Annotated in this window: 16 protein-coding genes and 1 pseudogene; 12 read left to right on the forward strand and 5 right to left on the reverse strand. The window is 68.4% G+C overall.

Annotation, left to right across the window (positions count from 1 at the left end):
- Nucleotides 1-258: 258 nt before the first annotated feature.
- The 3 genes from WME82_RS12015 to WME82_RS12025 all read left to right on the forward strand — a co-directional run bounded on the left by WME82_RS12015 (nucleotide 259) and on the right by WME82_RS12025 (nucleotide 5,446).
- Nucleotides 259-1,350, forward strand: a complete 1,092-nt coding sequence (locus WME82_RS12015; protein ID WP_438042946.1) for an SDR family oxidoreductase — start codon at nucleotides 259-261, stop codon at nucleotides 1,348-1,350.
- Between the two features lie 406 nt (nucleotides 1,351-1,756).
- Nucleotides 1,757-4,741 carry a penicillin acylase family protein gene (locus WME82_RS12020; protein ID WP_438042947.1) on the forward strand — a complete coding sequence of 995 codons (2,985 nt, stop codon included), beginning with the start codon at nucleotides 1,757-1,759 and terminating at the stop codon, nucleotides 4,739-4,741.
- 243 nt (nucleotides 4,742-4,984) lie between these two features.
- A complete protein-coding gene (locus tag WME82_RS12025; protein ID WP_438042948.1) occupies nucleotides 4,985-5,446 on the forward strand; it encodes a DUF4440 domain-containing protein in 462 nt (153 codons plus the stop codon).
- A 282-nt stretch (nucleotides 5,447-5,728) separates the two neighbouring features.
- Here WME82_RS12025 and WME82_RS12030 read toward each other — a convergent pair whose 3' ends face one another.
- Nucleotides 5,729-6,409: a hypothetical protein gene (locus WME82_RS12030; protein ID WP_438042949.1), complete on the reverse strand. Its 681-nt coding sequence runs from the start codon at nucleotides 6,407-6,409 to the stop codon at nucleotides 5,729-5,731.
- A 6-nt stretch (nucleotides 6,410-6,415) separates the two neighbouring features.
- Between WME82_RS12030 and WME82_RS12035 the strand changes: the two genes are divergently transcribed.
- Nucleotides 6,416-6,769, forward strand: a complete 354-nt coding sequence (locus tag WME82_RS12035) for a hypothetical protein (RefSeq protein ID WP_438042950.1) — start codon at nucleotides 6,416-6,418, stop codon at nucleotides 6,767-6,769.
- Nucleotides 6,770-6,790: 21 nt separating this feature from the next.
- On the opposite strand, the gene WME82_RS12040 is transcribed toward WME82_RS12035, so the two are convergent.
- Complete coding sequence (locus WME82_RS12040) at nucleotides 6,791-7,684, reverse strand: LysR family transcriptional regulator (protein WP_438042951.1); 894 nt, start codon at nucleotides 7,682-7,684, stop codon at nucleotides 6,791-6,793.
- 103 nt (nucleotides 7,685-7,787) lie between these two features.
- Here WME82_RS12040 and WME82_RS12045 point away from each other — a divergent pair.
- From WME82_RS12045 to WME82_RS12055, 3 genes and pseudogenes are all read left to right on the forward strand, one after another.
- Nucleotides 7,788-8,120 (forward strand): annotated as a pseudogene (locus WME82_RS12045) (SDR family oxidoreductase); the annotation flags it as partial.
- A gap of 44 nt (nucleotides 8,121-8,164) precedes the next feature.
- Nucleotides 8,165-8,638, forward strand: a complete 474-nt coding sequence (locus WME82_RS12050; protein WP_438042952.1) for an SRPBCC family protein — start codon at nucleotides 8,165-8,167, stop codon at nucleotides 8,636-8,638.
- 67 nt (nucleotides 8,639-8,705) lie between these two features.
- A complete protein-coding gene (locus WME82_RS12055) occupies nucleotides 8,706-9,374 on the forward strand; it encodes an NAD(P)-dependent oxidoreductase (RefSeq protein ID WP_438042953.1) in 669 nt (222 codons plus the stop codon).
- Between the two features lie 50 nt (nucleotides 9,375-9,424).
- On the opposite strand, the gene WME82_RS12060 is transcribed toward WME82_RS12055, so the two are convergent.
- Complete coding sequence (locus WME82_RS12060; protein ID WP_438042954.1) at nucleotides 9,425-9,634, reverse strand: hypothetical protein; 210 nt, start codon at nucleotides 9,632-9,634, stop codon at nucleotides 9,425-9,427.
- 322 nt (nucleotides 9,635-9,956) lie between these two features.
- Here WME82_RS12060 and WME82_RS12065 point away from each other — a divergent pair, with 322 nt between their 5' ends.
- Genes WME82_RS12065 through WME82_RS12075 form a run of 3 tightly spaced genes read left to right on the forward strand, consistent with a single transcriptional unit; the run spans nucleotide 9,957 to nucleotide 13,927 of the window.
- Complete coding sequence (locus WME82_RS12065; RefSeq protein WP_438042955.1) at nucleotides 9,957-10,379, forward strand: hypothetical protein; 423 nt, start codon at nucleotides 9,957-9,959, stop codon at nucleotides 10,377-10,379.
- Nucleotides 10,376-11,407, forward strand: a complete 1,032-nt coding sequence (locus WME82_RS12070; protein WP_438042956.1) for a peptidoglycan-binding domain-containing protein — start codon at nucleotides 10,376-10,378, stop codon at nucleotides 11,405-11,407. Before WME82_RS12065 ends, WME82_RS12070 begins: the two co-directional genes overlap by 4 nt.
- Nucleotides 11,408-11,410: 3 nt before the next feature.
- Nucleotides 11,411-13,927 carry a hypothetical protein gene (locus WME82_RS12075; RefSeq protein ID WP_438042957.1) on the forward strand — a complete coding sequence of 839 codons (2,517 nt, stop codon included), beginning with the start codon at nucleotides 11,411-11,413 and terminating at the stop codon, nucleotides 13,925-13,927.
- A gap of 1,094 nt (nucleotides 13,928-15,021) precedes the next feature.
- Here WME82_RS12075 and WME82_RS12080 read toward each other — a convergent pair.
- Both WME82_RS12080 and WME82_RS12085 read right to left on the reverse strand, forming a co-directional pair.
- Nucleotides 15,022-15,234 carry a hypothetical protein gene (locus tag WME82_RS12080; protein WP_438042958.1) on the reverse strand — a complete coding sequence of 71 codons (213 nt, stop codon included), beginning with the start codon at nucleotides 15,232-15,234 and terminating at the stop codon, nucleotides 15,022-15,024.
- Nucleotides 15,235-15,292: 58 nt separating this feature from the next.
- Nucleotides 15,293-15,733 (reverse strand): hypothetical protein, encoded by a 441-nt coding sequence (locus WME82_RS12085; RefSeq protein ID WP_438042959.1) that lies wholly within the window; start codon nucleotides 15,731-15,733, stop codon nucleotides 15,293-15,295.
- 529 nt (nucleotides 15,734-16,262) lie between these two features.
- On the opposite strand from WME82_RS12085, the gene istA reads away from it, so the two are divergent.
- Together istA and WME82_RS12095 are read left to right on the forward strand one after the other, a co-directional pair.
- Nucleotides 16,263-17,849 (forward strand): IS21 family transposase, encoded by a 1,587-nt coding sequence (gene istA / locus WME82_RS12090; protein WP_438038801.1) that lies wholly within the window; start codon nucleotides 16,263-16,265, stop codon nucleotides 17,847-17,849.
- The gene (locus tag WME82_RS12095) at nucleotides 17,849-18,670 is read left to right on the forward strand and encodes an ATP-binding protein (RefSeq protein ID WP_438038802.1); all 822 of its coding nucleotides are present in this window, start codon (nucleotides 17,849-17,851) and stop codon (nucleotides 18,668-18,670) included. Before istA ends, WME82_RS12095 begins: the two co-directional genes overlap by 1 nt.
- The last annotated feature ends 385 nt before the right edge of the window (nucleotides 18,671-19,055 follow it).

A 19,055-nucleotide genomic window follows, 5' to 3' on the forward strand; every position in this document is an offset into this window, starting at 1 on the left:
CCGGGTCGTCGTCGTGGCGCTGCGACCACACGGCGACGACCTGGGCGGCGGGCAGCTCGAAGGGGGCGCGAACACCCGAAGCCCGAAGAGCTCGCGGGCGCGCTGGGCGACGCTGCTCGGGATCGTGCAGAGAACGAGCAGCGCCTCGAGGGCGGGGAGGGGGTTCAGGTTGATGCTCCATCGTTCGATCTCGCTCATGCCTGGCATGAGATAGATCCCATTTTCCTCATGGGTCCAGCGACGCATGCTGGGCGGCCTATGAGATCGTGCGATGTCGAGGTCATGGTGACGGGGGGTACGGGATTCATCGGGCGCTGGCTGCTGGCCGAGCTGACCCGGACGAAGGCCGTGGCGGCGCCGGTGCGCCGGGCGCGGCAGCGGGCCGCCGAGCTTTCCGCGTTCGTCGACGCGCACGGCGGCGATTCGCGGCGACTCCTGGTGGTCGAGGGTGATGTCGAGGCGGCGTCGCTCGGTCTGTCGGAGCGCTTCGAGCAGGTGCGCGACGTCTATCACCTGGCGGCGCGCTTCGCCTTCGGGCTCGGCGTGCAGGAGGCGCGGCGCTGCAATGTCGAGGGCTCGCTGCACGCGGCCGAGTGGGCGCTCGGGCAGCCCCACCTGCGACGCTTCGTCTACCTCGGCGGCTACCGCATGATGCACGCGAGCGCCCGGCCGGGCGCGGAGAGCGTGCTGACCGAGCGAGCGCGGGACCGGCTCTACCGCCAGCACGGCGCGTACGAGGGGTCGAAGCACGAGTCGTTCCTCGCCGTGCGCCGCTTCGCGGCCGAGCGCGGGCTGCGCTGGACGGCCGTGCATCCGAGCAGCGTCATCGGCGACTCGCGCACCGGCGAGACCACGCAGCTCACGGGCGTCGGCGAGATGGTCGAGCAGCTCTGGCGGGGCCGCCTGCCGGCCCTGGTCGGCAGCGAGCGCACCTTCCTGCCCCTGGTGACGGTCGACTACCTGGCGCGCTTCCTGGCGAGCGTGCCCGAGCGCCCGGAGACCGCGGAACAGGACCTCTGCGTCCTCGACCAGGCGACTCCGCGGCTGCCCGCGCTGGTCCGCGGCATCGCCGCCCACCTGAGGCGCAGCCCCCCGGCGTGGGTGCTGCCCCTCGGCCTGGTGCGCCTGCTGCCGGAGGCGCTCACCGGGGTGACGCGAGAGAGCCTGTCGTTCCTCGCCGAGGATGCGTATGACACCAGCGCGGCCGACGCCCACGCCCGCGCGGTCGGCCTGGTGATGCCGCCGATCCACACCAGCGTGGAGCGCTGGTGCGACTACCTGGTGACGACGCGCTTCGGCGCCACACCCGGGAACGCGCCCGGCCGCCGGCCGGCGTCCTCCGTCGCCTGATCCGCGATCGGGGCCGCCGCCGGCCCGGAGCGGAGCGCCCGTGAAGCGCGCGCACGACGTCGGGTGAGAGTGCCCACGCGCGTGGGTCATCCGTCTTGTTTTCGTCGAGCCCCACGGCGCCGCGCTCGAGATCGAGATCGGACGGCTCCAGCGACCCGGGGGACCAAGGTAAGATTCAGACGCCTTGGCGCGGCGGCGGTCCGGTAAGGGCCGCGGCGGCGTCTGCGTGTCATGCTGGCCCAGACACCGCGCCAAGGCACGCTCCCCCTTGCCGGTCGTGCCCAGGCCCATGTTGCCGCGAAAGGAGCTCCGAACCCTACCTCGCTTGACGACGTGCTGTTCCAGCCACCGCGTCGCGCGGCGACACCGCCGCGGTGGCTCGCTTCCATCCCACCAAGGAGCGTTCATGCGACTGTCATTATCTTCGGCACATTGCGTCCTCGCCTTGGTCACCGGGCTCACGGGCATGGTCGGGTGCTCGGACGACCCTGGTCCCGGCAGCAGCGCGCCCGACGCGGGCGCGCCCGGCGATCCCGACGCGGGCGCGCCCGACGGCAGCCCGCCCTCCTCCGCGACGTTCGGTCCGCTCGGCGATCGGCCGGATCTGCCCGTCGACGGGCGGCTCACCATCGACGGCCTGCTCTCTGCCGTCGATGTCGTCCAGGACAGGGACGGTAGGCCCCATATCTATGCCGGGAACCTCGTGGACGCGATGCGCGTCGAAGGGTATCTGACGGCGCGCGACCGCGCGCTTCAGCTCGAGATCTTGCGGCGCACCGCCGAGGGGAGGCTCGCAGAGCTCTTCGGCGATCTCGATCCCACCACCATCGATCAGGACATCGCTCTCCGCCATGTCGGGCTCGGTCGGATCGCCAGGGCCCAGTACGACGCGCTCCCCGAGGGGGAGCTCCGCCAGATGCTCGACGCGTACGCGGACGGGGTGACCCAGGTGTTCAAAAAGATCCGCTCCGGGGACATCCTCCTCCCCGAAGGCGCGACGGGGATACCCGTCAAGGCGTTCACCGACTGGAGCGGCGCCGACTCGCTCGTGATCAGCCGCTTCCAGAGCTACCTCCTGTCGTTCGACGCCGAGCTGGACATCACCATGCAGCAGTTCTTCGACGCCGCCCGGACGACGTTCGCGTCGAGCAGCGCCGATCCGCTCGCGCAGAAGCGCGCCGGCTTCGAGCGGGACTTCCTGAGGTTCGCCCCCTCCGAGCCCGCGGTGACCAGCAGCGGCTATTCCGCCTCCCCGGCGCGGGAGAAGGCGCAAACGGCGGAGGGCAAGGCGGCGAAGAGAGCGTCTCGCGCAGGGCGACCGGGCCGCGCCGCGCCGGGCCGCGCGAAGCTCATTTCGTCGCTGACCGGCTACCTGAGCGCGGTCCAGCGCGCCAGGAGCAAGGTCGCCCCGGAGGGCTTCGGCTCGAACAACTGGGCCATCCACGCGAGCCGGAGCGCGACGGGGCACGCGCTCGTGGCCAGCGATCCCCACCTGTCGCTGAGCGCGCCGGCCGTCTGGTATGCCGTCTCGATCCATGTCACCGCGCCCGAGGGCAAGGACGCGAGCCGCGATGTTCACGTCGGGGGCGTCACCTTCCCCGGGATTCCGGGGATCATCCTGGGCCACAACGAGCACGTCGGGTGGGGAGCGACGGTCGCGATGTACGATGTCACCGATGTCTATGCCGAGAAGCTCACGCCCGACGGCAAGGCCGTGCTCTTCAAGGGCAATCCAGTGCCCCTCCAGACGGTCGAGGAGGTCATCGCGATCGCCGGCAGGGAGCCCTATACCTACCGTGTCCCGATCGTGCCCCATCACGGCCCGCTCCTGCCGACCATCGTCGACCACGCGGTGGTGGATCCGGACCCGGCCGTGGGGGCGCTCAGCGTCCGCTGGACGGGGCTTGAGCCGACGAAGGAGCTGGAGGCCATCTTCGGCCTGCTGCGCGCTCGCTCGGTCGATGATGCGGAGGAGTCGCTCTCGAAATTCAGCGTCGGCGCGCAGAACTGGGTGATGGGCGACGCCGCGGGCGACATCCTCTGGACGACGCACGCGGCGATCCCGACGCGGTCTCGCGAGGCGTTCGCCTGGGACGCGGCCACCTATACGGGCGTCCTCCCCTGCATGGTGCTCCCCGGCGACGGGACCGCGGAGTGGACCGGGACGCTCCCCGAGCACCTCATCCCCCGGGCGAAGAACCCGCCGGCGGGATACATCGCCACGGCGAACAACGACCCCATCGGGGACTCCCTGGACAACGATCCATCGAACGGCGCGCTCCCCGACGGCACCCCCATGTACCTGGGTTGCAGCTTCGACATCGGGTTTCGCGAGGGCCGCATCCAGGAGCGGATCGATGCCCACGAGGGACCTCTGTCGCCGGAGGATTGCGCGGCGATCCAGGGCGACATCAAGTCGGCGCTCGGCGCGAGGCTCGTGCCCCACCTCCTCCGCGCCGTGGACCGCGCCGACGAGGAGCGCGCGACGCCCGGTACTCACGCCGATCTGAGCGCGCTCGTCGCGGACGCCACAGCCGACGACCTGCAGCGCCTCGCCGCCCTGCGGGCGCTCCTCGACGGCTGGGGCAGGGAGGCGGACTACAAGGCGGCCGCCGGCATCGATCTCGATACCGCCATGCCGCTCGCGGACGAGGGCGATGGCCCCGGCGCGATCGACGCCCGCGCCTCGGAGGCGACCTTGGTCTTCAACCTCTGGCTCGTCCGGGTGGTGCGCCGGGTGCTGGGCGACGAGCTCGGCCAGATGGGCTTCTCGTCGTTCTCCCGGGAGCTGTCGGCGAAGGCGCTCCTCCACCTGTTCTCCGCCGATCGGGAGCAGCTCGCCACCTTCGATCCGGCCGTGCAGGACAGCACGCTGTGGGACGACATGGGCACGCCAGCGGTCGAGTCCAGGGACGAGCGCGTGCTGCGCGCCCTGCTCGACGCCCTCGCCTGGCTCGATCGACAGGGCGGCTCCGGGGCTGCGGCGCCTCGCTGGGGCGCCTTTCACACGGTCACCTTCGACGCGCTCGTCCCCCGCTTCAGCAGCCTCAGCATCCCTCCGACGAGCGATCCCCTCTGGAGCGGCGGCTTTCCGCGCGGCGGCGACGAGTTCGCGGTGGACTCCTCGGATTATCGCCTCTCGTGGGCGCTCGACGAATCACCGGATTTCCGGTACGTCCACGGCCCGTCGCAACGGCTCGTCGTGGAGCTCGACCCGGCGGGGCCGAAGGCGTGGAACGCCATTCCAGGAGGCAATGTCTGGGACGCCGAGAGCCCACATTTCCGCGATCAGGCGGAGCTCTGGCGAAAGAACCAGACGCGCCTGGTGCCGTTCCTGCTCCCCGACGTGATCCAGGCGAAGGAGTCGCGCACGGTGGTCGAGGCGCCGTAGCCGGCGCGTCCTCCGAGGCCCCCCCGGGCCGGTATCCGTCACGTGACGATCCGAGCACGCGATCGAAGCGAGGCCTCGGGTGTCGTCGATCATCGTTCACGTCGCCGGTCGCGAGCGCCACGGCGTTGGAGCCGCTGTTGTACGTTATGTCAACTGCCGGTCGTTGGCGGGAAACTCTTGACAGATCGGCATGCCTTTGCGCGGGCTATCCTCTGAAGACCCCTTGATGGAGGCCGGCTTGCCATGACCCGCAGCGAGGACGAGCGCGCCATCGACGCCGTCGTACACGCGTTCTTTCAGGCCTTTGGAAACAAGGGTGGAGTCCGACCGGACCTCGACGCGCTGCGCGCGCTCTTCCTCGCGGAGGGCGTGATCATCAAGACCTGCGGAGAACAACCGACCATCTACGACCTGCGCTCGTTCATCGAGCCCAGGGAGAAGCTCTTGACGAGCGGGGAGCTGGTCGATTTCTCCGAGGAGGAGGTCTGGGGGAGGACGGACCTCTTCGGGAACATCGCGCAGCGCTTCTGTGTTTATCGCAAGTCCGGGCTGCTCTCGGGGCAGCGCTTCGAGGCGAAGGGCACGAAGTCCATCCAGCTGGTCAAGACGCCCGCCGGCTGGAAGATCAGCGCGGTTGCCTGGGACGACGAGCGGGAAGGGCTGAGCGTCCCTCCGGCTCAGGACGTCACACGACGCGGCCTGTAGCCGACAGGCGCTCGCTCCTCGGAAGGCCATCGCGAGATCAGGAGCCCGTCGCTAGAATGCCGGCGGTTCCACGAGGCCTGCGGCGCGCGGCGCGTGGGCGAGAAGGGCTCTGCCGGCATCCCTGGCCGGCTGCTCCCGCTCTTCGAGCTCGATCTGTATCGGTCCTGCCCGTCGTCAACGGTCGCCGCGCCGAGGTGGAGGCGGACGGGGAAGCCGTCGACCTGCGCGCGTGACGCGGGCGCTCCCGTGCGCGAGGTCGTCAACCGCGGTGGACATCGGGGATCACGCGTCCGGTCGTCGGCCGTCGCCGATGTAGAGCGGCTCGTCGTCGGGCCGAAGCTCGATCGGCGGCGGCGACGCGCGATGGCCGTCCCGCTCGTCGTTCGCGTCGAGCCCGATGGAGACGGCGGCGGTGCCCGCGACGAGCACGGGCTGCCCCACCTCGATGACCGTCTCCCGATAGCGCACCGCGCCGTGAAAGCCGGCGAAGAACGACGCGCGCTCGAGGCCGTAGCGCTTGCGAAAGGCGTCGACGTGGTCGGCGGCGTCCGGGGGCGGTTCGGCGTCCGCGAGGTCGAAGCGCACGTGGCCGCTCGGGCGGACGAGCGCCTGGCCCGTGCCGTCGTCGAGGGCGAAGTCGGGGGCCCACTCGGCGTCGTCGTCGACGACCCAGACGAAGCCCAGGTTGTTGAGGCCGAAGCCGCCCTTGCGCTCCTGCCGCCAGCGTACGATCCGGAAGGCGACGCACGGGCGCCCGCTGAAGGGCGAAACGAGCGGCTCGCCGACGGGCATCGCTCGGCCCCTCGCGGCGGCAAAGCGGGCTGGCCGCAGCTGCGCGATCGATTCGACGCACGCCCGGCGCAGGCGCTCTCGCCCGGCGCGCCGCAGCGCCCATCGAAGCCCGGCCCCGCCGAGGCCGAGCGCCAGCGCGACCCCCAGCGCGGAGAGGAGCAGGGCTTCCACGAGGGCATGATCGCTCAGAGTGCCTCGCCCGGCCAGGGCGACGCTCGTTCGCGCGAGGCGGCCGACGGGAGCCGCTCCGGGGTATCGTCGCCGCCCATGCGCGATCGCCAGCAGGTGTTGCGCCAGACGCGGGCCCGGCTGCACCCGGAGCGCATCGCCCGGCGGGAGGGCGCGCTCGTACGAGCGCGCATGCCGATCGAGGGCGCCCTCGGGCAGCTCGACGAGACCGGCCTCCGGCGGCTGCTCCAGCGCTTCTCGCCCGCGCCATGCTCACCCTCCGGCAAGTCGATCTGGCGCGGGCGCCTCGCTCTGGAAAAGAGGCTGCCGTGGATCGCAGTGGAAGTACGTGCCGTAGCGTAGAAGGCGGCGGGGTTAGCCGCCTTATGCCCCGAGATAGGCCGCCAGCTCGTCAGGCTTTCCCATGGGAAACGCTTCCTTCAAATAGTCGAGGAAGGCGGACACACGAGCGCTCAGCAGCCGCCGGGACGGATAGAGCGTCCACACGGCGATGTCTGGGCCGTCGACATCGCCCCAATGCACCAGAGTTCCAGCGGCCAGATCGCGACTTACAAGTGAAATGGGGAGGCGCCCGGCGCCGACGCCCGCTCGGACGGCATCGCGGACCATGAAGAGCGACGATAAGCGCAGGACTGGATCAACCACGATGCGCGATCTTCCGGCTGGCGCCACGACATCCCAGGATGCAGTCCGGTCGCCTGCCCCCCGCACTACAGCCGGAACAGCGAGGTTGTCCGCCGGTCGAGCGAGGCCCGGGCTCGCGACGACCACCAGCCGATCGCGCAGCAAGATTCGTCCGACAAGGCTTTCATCCGGATCCGGATTGACCCGGATCACCAGGTCGTAACCTTCCTCCACCATGTCGACGGTCCGATCTTCCGTCGTGACCTCAAGCCGGACCTCCGGATATTTCAGCGCGAACCCGGCCGCAAGCTTGCCCATCGCGGCCTGCGAGAAGAGCAAAGGCGCGCTGATTCGTAACTTGCCTCGCGGCCGATCCCCACCCGAGGCGATCGCCGCCGCAGTCTCGTCGAGCTCGGTAAGCAATGCCCCCGTTCGCTCGAAGAGCGCCCGTCCTTCCTCGGTGAGCTTCAGCGTGCGCCCCCCGCGCTCGAAGAGACGCAGGTCGAGGGCGGCCTCCAGCTCCGCGACCCGGCGGGACAGGGTCGCTTTCGGGCGCCCCGCGGCGCGTGCGGCTCGTCCGAAGCCTCCGTGTCGGGCGACGAGGCTGAAATCAGCGAGAGCAAGCAGATCCATGCGTTCCACCGGTGAGACGGTCTGTCCCAGAATAACGTCTATCGGCGTGAATGTAAACCACTAATTTACAGGGTGTCTTTTGACCCCAACCAGAGTGATCCCCATGTCCATCCTCGTTACCGGCGCGACCGGCACGGTCGGCCGCCAAGTTGTCGAACAGCTCGCGAAGCGCGGCGCCGACGTGCGCGCTCTCGTCCGCGATCCCGCCAAAGCCAACTTCCCGGCGGGCGTCGCCGTCGCGCAGGGCGACCTGCTCGACGTCGACCCGCTGCGGAGCGCCTTCTCGGGCGTCTCCACGCTCTCCCTGCTCAACGCCGTGGTGCCTGACGAATTCACCCAGGCCCTGATCGCCCTCAACCTCGCCCGCGAGGCCGGCATCGAGCGGATCGTCTACCTGTCGGTGATCCACAGCGACCGCTACGTGAACGTGCCGCACTGACGGCCGAGCGATGCTCGACACTCACGACAAGGAATATCATCATGATCTATTCGACCGCCACCGTCCCTGTGAACCCGGAAGGCGAGACCGAGCTGACCCGCGCGCAGGCATGGGAGGGCCTGGTCCTCAAGGCCCGCGACGCCCGCCTGTTCCTCCCGCCCGGCCTCTGCACCCGTTGCGACGTCGTCGAGGAGAGCGGTTCTCACATCGTGCGTGAAGCCACGATCGCAGGCGGCGACCTGCGCGAGATCATCACGTTCGAGCCGCAGAGCAAGGTCACTTTCTTCCAGGCCACCGGTCCCCGCGAGGGCGTCATCATCAACGAGCTGTTCGAGGACGCCGACGGCACGCTCCAGCTCCGCTTCTACTGCTACCTCGGCCTGCGCGGCAAGGAGCCGAACGGCCCCGAGGAGCAGGCCGAGCAGGAGTGGATGAACAGCGATAAGGGCTACAAGAGCGCATTGCTGTCAACGCTGAAGCGCACCCGCGAGCTGCTCGCGGAGGGCCGGCTCTGAGCACCACGAGGGACATGAACGACGGGACTGCCTCCTGGGAGGCGCCCCGCTTTCCGAGGTAGCTACCATGCAAAGCTCCGTGACCGACACCATCCGGACTGCCCAACCGAAGATACTCGTCCTTGGAGCGACCGGCGCCACCGGCCGCCTGATCGTCCGCCAGGCGGCGGCGCGAGGGTACGACGTCACCGTGCTCGTGCGTTCTGCCGAGAAGGCGAGTGACCTCAAGGGGGCGAAGCTCATCGTCGGAGATGCCCGCGACGAGAGGGTCCTGCGCCAGGCGCTCGAGGGCCGGGACGCCGTGGTCAGCGCGCTCGGCACACCCGCCAGCCCATTCCGCGAGGTGACCCTCCTCTCGTCCGCGACGCGCGCGCTCGTGAGCGCAATGAAGATCGAGCAAGTCTCACGTCTGGTCTGCATCACAGGGATTGGCGCCGGCGACAGCGCTGGGCACGGCGGCTTCCTCTTCGATAACCTGATTTTCCCGCTTCTCTTGCGCAAGGTGTACGCCGACAAGAACCGCCAGGAGACCATCGTCAGAGATAGCGGGCTCGACTGGATCCTCGTTCGCCCCTCCGTCCTCAACGACAAGCCCAGCCGCGACACGATCCGGGCGCTCACGGATCTCTCCAGCTTCCACGGCGGAACCATATCGCGAGCAGATGTTGCGAGCTTTGTCTTGGACCAGGTGCTCGACGACGCCTGGGTGCGTCGTTCCCCGTTGATCACCTGGTGAAAGCAACTCAGCGCGATCAGACCTGTCGTTGTCCGTGATGAAGCACGAAATCAGCTCGTCGGACGCAGGCCATGCAGGCGATGCGTGCCATGTTCGCCGCAGCGCCGAAGCTCGAGTTCCAGGCCGGAAGTCGCGCCGCGTTCGACGAGATCATCGGCCGCGCGCGCCCGCCTGAGGCGGTCAGCTTCGAGCAGCGAGAGGTAGGCGGCGTACCAGGCTGGTGGCGCCGTCCGAAGCACGCGGACGACACTGCGTTCCATGGAAGGAAGTCCAATCGTTTCGGAGACGTCAGGCCCCACCTCTGGGACCTGCCCTGGGTTGACAGAACATTCTTTTAGGCGATCGTCATCCCTCCAGAAAAAGTGACCCCCCCGTCCCCTCGGGACCAGCGCTGCCGCCTATCGAACCCGTGCTGCTGGCCTCGTTGGCGATGTCGCTCGTCTGGCCACAGTGACAAGCGAGGACGAGCCATCCATTGCGATCATCGGCGCGTTGCAGCGTTTCGCGCCCCCGAAGCACTAGCGCTCGGGCGCGTTTTCGGCTTGCCGGCGTTCGGAGCGACCAGCTAGTATCTTTCGCGGCATGTTGATCGTTCGCGCGGAGCAGCTTCGGGCCCTGGCCGCGGCGCGCGAGGCGCGCTTCATGAGGGAGCTGGAAGCCCATGTACGGCGCCATTTCCCGGCGGTCGCGGAGGCGCAATCCCCGTCGGCGCTCCAGGCCTCGCTGCGCGCCGCGGTCGCGCGCGCCACCGCCCACGGGCTCGAGAGTCCGGAGGACCTGTGCCTCTATGCCAACATCGGCGCGGTCCTGGGATGGGAGTTCGAGGCGACGCCGCAGCACGCTTGGATCGGAGAGCTGCTCCGTGACGCCTCGATCGCGTCCACCTCCCATCGCCTCCGCCTCGCGGTGAACGAGGTGGGACGGCGCCTCTCGCTCGAGGAGCAGAACCGCGTGACCGAGCAGCAATTCAAGGCCACCGCCCAGGCCCGCGCAGGCTCGACATGAACCCTTTCATCGGCGGCCCCACCTCGCAAGCGTTCTTCCAGGCGAACATCTCGGCCGGCGGCTTTGGCACCGTGTCCCTCCAGGGCACGACGACCCCGTGCCCTCCGGTCACCAAGCAGGCGCTCGAGGTCACCGTCGTCGAGCGTATCGGAGAGGGCGTGCGCCCCCTCGGCGATCATCTCATCGAGGTCTCCAGAGGGCAGGCGCGCTACCGCCTATCAAGCTCCGCGTTCGGCCCGGCGCGCTTCGAGGGGCTCGACAGCGTGACGCACGGCTTGACCCTCGTGGGCATCGACCAGGACGCGTGGGACGTCATGATCAGCGAAGGGCTGCCCGAGAGGAGCATCACGAGCAACCTGCCCCCGGACTGGCGCCCGCCGGAGGACGCGCAGCTCGGCGGCGGAGAGCACACGGTGCAGCCCGGTGAGGGCGTTGACAAGCTCGCGCTCCGCTTCGGTCATCTCCCCGAGTTCCTCTGGGGCTACGAGCCCAACGCGGCGCTCCGCGGCGCCCGCGAGAGCCGGAACACGCTCCACCCCGGCGACAAGCTCCACGTACCGCCGCGGCGCCCGAAGCAGATCGACGTCGTCCCCGGCCATCATTACGTGCTGGTGCGCAAAGGCACCATGTCCCGGCTCCGCCTCCGGATCGAGGTAGCGTTCGAGCCTCTCGACAAGGCCCGTTATCTGCTCGAGATCCCGAATTTCCCCACGTTGAGCGGCCCCACGGTGAACGGCTACATCGACGTGGCGGTGCCCGCCTCGACCAGCGTGGTGCGCGTGACGATCGACGGCTTGCCGCGGCCCATCGAGCTCCGCCTCGAGACGCTCCTGCCCCTCCGGAGCGACGCCGGCGTCCAGCAGCGGCTGCACAACCTGGGCATGCCCTGCGGCCGCACCGATGGCACCATGGATGACCAGGCGAGCGCGGTGTTGCGGCGCTTCCAGCAGATCGTGAAGCAAGCGCCCACCGGCGCGATCGACAACAACGTCCGCGCCGCGCTGTGGAACCTGCACGATCGAGGGTGATCCATGGCCAATCCGCTGACCATCGCCGAGCTGCTCGAGCGCCGCCGCGCCAGGATCGCGGCCTACCACGACGCCACGCTGGACGTGCTCGAGAAGCGCGCCGGGAGCCTCTCGGATCCGAGCGACCACACCACGGTGATCAACCTGCCTCTCCCGCCCACCGTCTTCACGATGGTGAGCTGGAACGTGCAGACCTTCGAGGCCGGCAAGAGCCTGGGGACCCCCTTCGTCAACCAGGTCATCAACAGGGTGCTCGAGGCCCTCGACGCGGACGCCTGCATCCTCCTCGAGAGCCGCGCCGACTCCTACGTCAACATGAACGCTATCGAGACCGGGCACGTCGGCACCTCGGACTGGAAGCAGATCGCCAACGAAGAAGACGTCGTGGAGGAAGACGAGGACGACGACGAGCCGGACGACATCACGTTCCAGGAGGCCCTCCTCGGCGAGCAGGATGACGCTCCCATCGACGGCGGCGAGCCGCTCACCTACGCGCAGAACGTCAGCGAGATGACCGGCAAGCGCTGGCTCCCGCCCAAGGTCATCGCCGTGTACGACGCGTTCATGGTGCCGCTCTGTCGTGACATCCGTGATCTCATCCGGATCAACACCATCGAGCAGAAACGCCAGCAGGCGGGGAAGCTCCCGAAGAAGGAGCAGGGGCAGAAGGACCGGCTCACGACGAAGCTCGCGACGAAGGGGAGGCTCACGGTCAAGGAGCAAGAGCGGTTGCAGCGGCTCCTGGGAATGGAGCAGGAGCGGACCGGGAAGCTCACGAAGAAAGAGGAGAAGACCCTCGCGTCGCTGAAGAAGAGGCGCGACGCGAAGCTCGGGAAAGACCCGCATCACTACGACGACGCTCGGATCCCGGACGCCGACCGCGCGAAGTTCGCGTCGAGCTACAACTTCCACCCGAAGCTCTTGAAGGGCCTTTGCGTGGGGGACGGCGGCGCTCCCTCCGTGGCATGGCGGGCCGCGCTCGCCGAGGAAGGCGCCGCTCCTCTCCGCGACTACTACGATCTCTACTTCATCCAGAATGACTGGTCGGAGGGGGTCGTCCCCTGGGGCCAGGACCTCTCGGGCGTCACGGCGATGCACAACTGGCGCTTCTTCCTCCGCTTGAAGAGCTGCGTCTGCGGCGAGTATCTCGGCGCCGGCGCTTGTGCTCGGTGTGAGCCGAGCGGCCCCTACACCACCGCTCTCGCCAACCTGCGCCAGGCGGTCGACGCGGTCACGTTCTACCGGTGCACCTGCCAGGAGAGCTATTCGATCCTCCTCCGGCAAGAGACGGAGGTGCTCGGCTCGAGCGCCACGGGTCAGTGGATGCAAGGCAAGCTCGTCTCCGTCAAGGCTGCCGCCGCGCGCCTCTTGATGCGGGCCCCCGACGAGCACGACAAATCCCACGGCAAACTCGTCATCAAGTCGGGCCCGCTCCTCGGTTTTCAAGACCAGAGCGTCGGCTTCTACGGGCGCTGTCCCTATCTCCTCCCGGTCGAGCTCTGGCTGCCTTACCGCGACGTGAGCCACAAGCTGTACCTGGTCGCGTTTCACGCCCCGTTCGGGGCCGACAACCTCGACGGCATCAAGCTGCGCGCCGCGGCCATGCGCGAGCTGCTCGAGGGAGGCGTGGGAAAAGGGTCGAAGCTCGGCGACGAGCCCGACGTCCTGGTCATCGGCGATTTCAATCTGGACTGGGCGCCGAGCTTGACGAAGCCGAGCGGCCAGCAGGGGATCGCCAACGAGCTCTACACGGATCTCACGGGCAAAGGGTTCGTCCCGCTCATCGACGGCGGCGTGGCCAGCTCGCTCATCAGCATCCATGGCCAGTCGAAGTGGAAGCAGACGACCCCGGTCACCTCCAACTACACGAGCAGCGCCTACGACAACTGCTTCCTTCGCGGTGACGACGTGCGCGCGCACGTGGCCAACGCCGCGGTCGTCGACGTGATCTCGTGGATCGAGGACAACCTCGGAGACTTCGATCTCCCCGCCACGGATCCGCAGCGCGACACGCTCAGCGCGCTGCCCACGAAGACACAGGCCTTCTACATCTACAGGAAGTACGTCAGCGATCACCTGCCCATCGTCTGCGACATCCTCGTGGCCCCCATGACGCCCCGGATGAAGCACCTCGCGCAGTCTGCCAGCGTCGAGGTCAACCAGCAGGAGGAGCGTCGGATCCGGGAGCAGGGCAAGGCCCTCATCCGGCTCAGCAACCTGTCTCAACACGAGGTGGTGTTCGGTTTTGAGGAGCTCCTCTCCTGCGACACGACGACGGACGAGGTCGACAGCTATCAAGTCAGGGACGATAAAGCGGGCCGCTTTGGTGCCTTCGTGGGCACCGTGGATCGCCACGAGGACGATCACCTCATCCTTCGCTGCGAGCCGACGCGGGGGCACGTCGCCTGGCTGGCGTGGCGCCCCGAGGCGCGCCCCCGTCAGATAGCGGTGGTCCTCAAATACCACCCGCCCGGGACGCGCATGAAATGGATCGTGCGCAATCCCAATCCGTTCCATTGACGCAGCGCCCGACCCGGGCGCTCTCCAGAATGGATGGGCGCTGCCCGCGCCCTCTTCACCCGGGGTCAGGATCTGGATCTCGCTGCTGATGGTGCGGACCGCCTGCTCATCAGCGCGGCGGGACCCGCAACGATGCAGGCCGCTCCCACCTCCGCTCCCGGCGTCGTCCGCCTCGTACGAGGTCGTCGTGCTCGCGCCGCCGCTCACCGGATTCGCGACAGATTTGTTGCTCCCAGGGGCGCTGCCCCTGCGTTACACCTTTCGTTGCCGGCGGACGGCGTGTGAGCACGTGACCCGCTCTCCGCGGAGCGGCACGAGCTCCCCTGGGTGAAGATCCAAAAGGAGTACGTCTTCGTGAGCCGAGCGGGCGCGCGTCGCTCCGCGATTTGTTCGAGAGGCCGTCGTCACGTGGACGCTCACAAAAGTCCACGACGGCGCCCGGATTCGCCTGGTGCATGCCGGTTTCTGCACGACGAAGAATGATTCTTCGCTCGAGAGCATGCGCGAAGGATGGCCGAAGGTCGTCCGAGGAACGGCAGCATCTCCAAGGAACAACACCTTCGCAGCGCTCTGCGGTGTCCAGGAGCCATGTTGGAGCCACCTCGGCGATTCGTGACGTGCGGGCTGGCTCGCAGGACTTGTCCCGCGCTCGAAACGACCGTGCACCTCGAGCGGCCAACGCTTCGATCCGGTGGCATCGAAGCGCGGAACCTCCCGGGTTCCGGGGCTTCGAGCCCCGCGAACGGATCGCGCCAGGGCGACGGCGCGGCTCAGGGTGCTGGCGAGAGAGGCGATCACGGCCGCCCGAAGCGAGGGCTCGGTCACAGCGAGCTCCCCAGGCCGCGCGAGCCCGCTCGGGACCAGGAGCCCCGCGAACGTGGGGAACGGCCCCGCGACCACCTCCGAGCGCTCCCGAGGGCGTCCCGCTGGAGCGCGCTCACCATCCCGGCGGCTGCCACTTGGTCCCGGCCGCGCCGCCGTGGACGACCGCCCAGCCGAACTCGGGTGCTAGCCGTCATCTCGTACTCGAAATGCTCGGCTGCGGTGAACAGGGCCTGCGATACATTATTGAAAATCGCTCCGGCATCTTTTTTTCAGCAGTCGATGGACAGCGTGAGCGAGTCGCTCACCCGCCCGAGGAAGGCAAAATTGCTGGGGTCGAACCAGTCCCAGTCCCCGTTGTCGCAGCTCCCGAACTCCCTGGACCTGTCGTCCCATTTATCAAGCTCGCTCCCGGCGGCCATGCCCCAGAAGATCTCGTCGGAGGGTCCGAAGGCCGTATCGCCTGACCTTAGGATGGTCTGCATCTTGAACGGCTGGATAATGAAGATTTCGTTCGCATTCAGCACCTCGCCCGGGTCCGCCTCATCGGTTGGCGACATCCACGATGCGCACGTTGGGCTGGGAGGTCACCTCATTTTTCAGCGCCGGCAGAGAGTCGGCCAGGTCCTTCATGGTGTAGGGCTTGTCGAGCGGCCACTCGGCGATCACGTCGGGCAAGAACTCTCTTTTCCGAGGGCCTTCGGTCTCGCGGTACACGTTGCCCCACGCCTCGATCCCTATCGGGGAGACCGCTTGCCCGATGGCATCGACGAGCATTCGCTCGAGATCGCTGAGCTCGTAGCCCGCCTCGAGCCGCGCCGCGGCATGAAAGGCCACCCCGACAAGGGGGTTCATCGCGCGGTTCTTCTGCAGCCTCTGGGCCCCGCGGGAGCCGGCGCGCGCGCCCGACAAGTGCTCGCTGAGCTTCTTCACGCGCTCGGCAGCTTTCCCGCTCAACGGCCTCTTGGTCTTCGTCGTGGTCATGGCACATCCCTGTTACAGGTGAATTGAAAGCTTCGTTGGGTGTCCAGCCCATCGCTGGTCCCCACGCGCGGCACCCTATCGGACGGACGGCACCGGCCGCTATCGGGGAGAAGGGAATCCAAGCCGAGTCTTCAATGTCAAGCCCAAACTGCCAAGTCTGGCCCGAGTTGACATGACGAATAGGCGTTTACGGGATTGCGCCGGGACCTCGCCGCCGCTGCTGCTCAGGCGCAGTCCCGCAAACGTCTATTCGTTGGGCCCGCGTTGGGTCTATGCCTCCCGAGGGGGTGGGTGCCAGTTTGCAGCCTCATGGGGCCACCTGACGGCGTTTTTTGCAGGGTCATGGGGCCACCCCAATTGCAGGAGGATGGGGCCACCCGCGCGGGGGCGTGACCCAGTTTTTTGCAGGGTCATGGGGCCAGCTTCCGAGGTTTTTTGCAGCCTCATGGGGCCAGCTCGGGACGCCGCGGTCGGGATCTGAAATGGGCTCCTTGCGACGACGGCGCGGGTCGCCGTCGGAAGGAGGCCGATGCCCTACCGAGAGCTGATCATGGTTGACATCAAGGAGATGCTCCGCCGTCGTGCGGCGGGTCAGAGCGCGCGTCACGTGGCGCGCGAGACGGGGTTCGACCGCAAGACGGTCGGCAGGTACTTCGATGCCGCAGCGACGCTGCCCCTGCCGCGCGGCCGCGAGCCGACGGACGAGGAGATCCACGCCATCGCCCAGCGTGTACAGGCGCGCCCGGTGCCCGACGCCAGTGAGGAGTGGCAGCAGATCGGCGCGCATCGCGCGAGCATTGAGGCCTGGCTCACCCAAACTCGGCCGCTGAAGCTGCGGAAGATCCACACGCTGCTCAAGCGCGACCACGGCGTCAGCGCGAGCTACTACACGCTCCGACGCTTCGCCAAGGAGGAGCTGGCGTGGCGTAAAAAGACGCCGACGGTTCGCGTCGCGGACACCGAGCCCGGCGAGGTCGCGCAGGTCGACTTCGGCCTGATGGGCAGGCTGTTCGACCCGACGACGCAGCGGGTTCGCAACCTGTGGGTGCTGGTGGTGACGCTCGCGTACAGCCGCTACCAGTTCGTGTGGCCGTCGTTCGAGCAGACCACAGCGGCGGTGTGCGCGGGCCTGGATGCAGCGTGGAAGTTCTTTGACGCGATGGCACGAGTGATCCTCCCGGACAACATGAAGGCCATCGTGCTGCGCGCCGACGAGCTCGCCCCGGTGCTCGTGCCCGCCTTCCTCGACTACGCGCAGACGCGCGGGCTGTTCGTCGATGCCGCGCGCGTCAGGTCGCCCAAAGACAAGGCGCGGGTAGAGAACCAAGTCGCCTACGTGCGGGAGAGCTGGTTCGACGGCGAGTCGTTCACGAGCCTCGACGAGGCGCGCACGTCCGCCGAGCGATGGTGTCGCGACGTCGCCGGCGCGCGCGTCCACGGCACGACACGCGAGGTGCCGCGCGAGGTGTTCGAAGCGCGCGAGAAGAGCGCGATGAAGCCGGCGCCGGCAGAGCCGTTCGACGTGCCGCACTGGACTGACGCGAAGGTGCACCCCGATCATCACGTGCAGGTGCTCCGGTCGCTCTACAGCGTGCCTACGCGCTACGTCGGCAGCACGGTGCGCGTTCGCGCCGACAGCGTGTCGGTGAGGATCTACGCCGGCACGGAGCTCGTGAAGGTGCACGCGCGCGTCGCGCCGGGCAAACGCGCAACCGACCCGAGCGACTACCCCGCGGGCAAGGACGTCGCGGCGGTGCGTGACGTGGCCTCGCTCGTCGCGAGCGCGAAGAAGTGCGGTGCGCACGTCGGCATCTACGCCGAGCGGCTGCTCGACGTGCCGCTCCCCTGGACGCGCATGCGGCTCGTCTACGCGCTGCTGCGGCTGTGCAACAAGTTCGGAAGCGGGCGTGTCGAGGCGATTTGCCAGAGCGCGCTCGCGTTCGATGTCGTCGACGTCCAGCGCGTTGCGCGCATGCTCGAGACGGCGAAGACGCCCGCATCACCGTCGACCGATGAGCGCAAGGTCGTTGCGCTCCCCACGCCGCGGTTCGCGCGCAGCACCGAGCACTTCGCGACACGCACGCCGGCGGCTGCCGCGGCGAAGGAGGAGGCGTGATGAGCTCCAGTGACGTCGACCCTGCGCTCGTCACGGCGCTCAAGCGTTTGCGTCTCGGCCGCATCGCCGCGACGCTACGCGAGCGCCTCCTGCTCGCCGAGAAGCAGTCGATGGGACACGAGGAGATGTTGCTCATGCTGCTGACCGACGAGATCGCGCGCCGCGAGGCGAGCGCGACGGAGAGCCGCGTGCGCGACGCCGGGCTCAATCCCAGCATGCGTCTGGAGCTCTGGGACAAGACCGCGAAGGTCAGCTTCGACAAGCGTCTGCTCGGTGGGTTCACGAGCCTGCGCTTTCTCGAGGAGCACAAGCACATCGTCATTCTCGGCTCGGTCGGCGTGGGCAAGACCTTCCTTGCGAGCGCGCTCGGACACCTCGCGTGCCAGCACGGCTACAGCGTGCGCTTTCTGCGCGCCGACGCGATGCTGCGCAGGCTGCGCCAGAGCAGGCTCGACAACTCACGCGACGCCGAGATGGTCGCGCTCACGACCGTCGACCTGCTCATCCTGGACGACTTCGCGCTCGAGGCGATGAACAAGGAAGAGAGCCGCGACGTGTACCAGCTCTTCCTCGAACGTACGGGCAATGCATCGATGATCGTCACGAGCAACCGCGATACAGCCGAGTGGATCGCGATGTTCGACGACGTGCTACTCGCGCAGAGCGCCGTCGATCGGTTCAAGAACGCGGCGTTCGACTTCATCATCGAGGGCGAGTCGTACAGGCCACGGCTCAAGCCGAAGCTCGACGAGACCAACACGGCTCCGCCACTGCCCGCGCGCAGCAAGCCGCCAACCCACCCACGCAGCAAGCGGCGATGACCGCTGCGGCCCCGGCGACGAGGTCACGCCCGGGGCCGCGCCTCTGACCCCTCGCTCCACTCGGCGCGCCTGGCCCACCCTCGTCGACGTGACCGCGGGCGCCGCCGGGGGCGGGGTGGACCTTCCTGCTCGTGAGCGTCGCGGACCCTGCACGGGAGCCTACAGGGGGCCTCGGTGGCCCCATGACCCTGCAAAAAAGAGAGACGTCGCCGGTCGCTTCGCGCCCGGCTCCGGGGACCTCGACACGCTTCGCGGTCTCGGGCATCGTCGAGACCGATCACGTCGTCTCCCCCTGGCCCCATGACCCTGCAACGTGGTGGCCCCATGACCCTGCAACGTGGCAGTGGGATCCGTCGTCACGCTCTCCCCAAATCCCGGGGCATCC

The organism is Sorangium sp. So ce128, from assembly GCF_051525245.1.
GTDB classification, from domain to species: Bacteria; Myxococcota_A; Polyangia; order Polyangiales; family Polyangiaceae; genus Sorangium; species Sorangium cellulosum_B.

Excerpts from the sequence above, each read along its gene's own strand:
- WME82_RS12015 (WP_438042946.1), top strand. The coding sequence starts at position 259 with ATGAGATCGTGCGATGTCGAGGTCATGGTGACGGGGGGTACGGGATTC.
- WME82_RS12020 (WP_438042947.1), top strand. The coding sequence starts at position 1,757 with ATGCGACTGTCATTATCTTCGGCACATTGCGTCCTCGCCTTGGTCACC.
- WME82_RS12025 (WP_438042948.1), top strand. The coding sequence starts at position 4,985 with ATGACCCGCAGCGAGGACGAGCGCGCCATCGACGCCGTCGTACACGCG.
- WME82_RS12035 (WP_438042950.1), top strand. The coding sequence starts at position 6,416 with ATGATCGCTCAGAGTGCCTCGCCCGGCCAGGGCGACGCTCGTTCGCGC.
- WME82_RS12040 (WP_438042951.1), bottom strand. The coding sequence starts at position 7,684 with ATGGATCTGCTTGCTCTCGCTGATTTCAGCCTCGTCGCCCGACACGGA.
- WME82_RS12050 (WP_438042952.1), top strand. The coding sequence starts at position 8,165 with ATGATCTATTCGACCGCCACCGTCCCTGTGAACCCGGAAGGCGAGACC.
- WME82_RS12055 (WP_438042953.1), top strand. The coding sequence starts at position 8,706 with ATGCAAAGCTCCGTGACCGACACCATCCGGACTGCCCAACCGAAGATA.
- WME82_RS12060 (WP_438042954.1), bottom strand. The coding sequence starts at position 9,634 with ATGGAACGCAGTGTCGTCCGCGTGCTTCGGACGGCGCCACCAGCCTGG.
- WME82_RS12065 (WP_438042955.1), top strand. The coding sequence starts at position 9,957 with ATGTTGATCGTTCGCGCGGAGCAGCTTCGGGCCCTGGCCGCGGCGCGC.
- WME82_RS12070 (WP_438042956.1), top strand. The coding sequence starts at position 10,376 with ATGAACCCTTTCATCGGCGGCCCCACCTCGCAAGCGTTCTTCCAGGCG.
- WME82_RS12075 (WP_438042957.1), top strand. The coding sequence starts at position 11,411 with ATGGCCAATCCGCTGACCATCGCCGAGCTGCTCGAGCGCCGCCGCGCC.
- WME82_RS12080 (WP_438042958.1), bottom strand. The coding sequence starts at position 15,234 with ATGCAGACCATCCTAAGGTCAGGCGATACGGCCTTCGGACCCTCCGAC.
- WME82_RS12085 (WP_438042959.1), bottom strand. The coding sequence starts at position 15,733 with ATGACCACGACGAAGACCAAGAGGCCGTTGAGCGGGAAAGCTGCCGAG.
- istA (WP_438038801.1), top strand. The coding sequence starts at position 16,263 with ATGCCCTACCGAGAGCTGATCATGGTTGACATCAAGGAGATGCTCCGC.
- WME82_RS12095 (WP_438038802.1), top strand. The coding sequence starts at position 17,849 with ATGAGCTCCAGTGACGTCGACCCTGCGCTCGTCACGGCGCTCAAGCGT.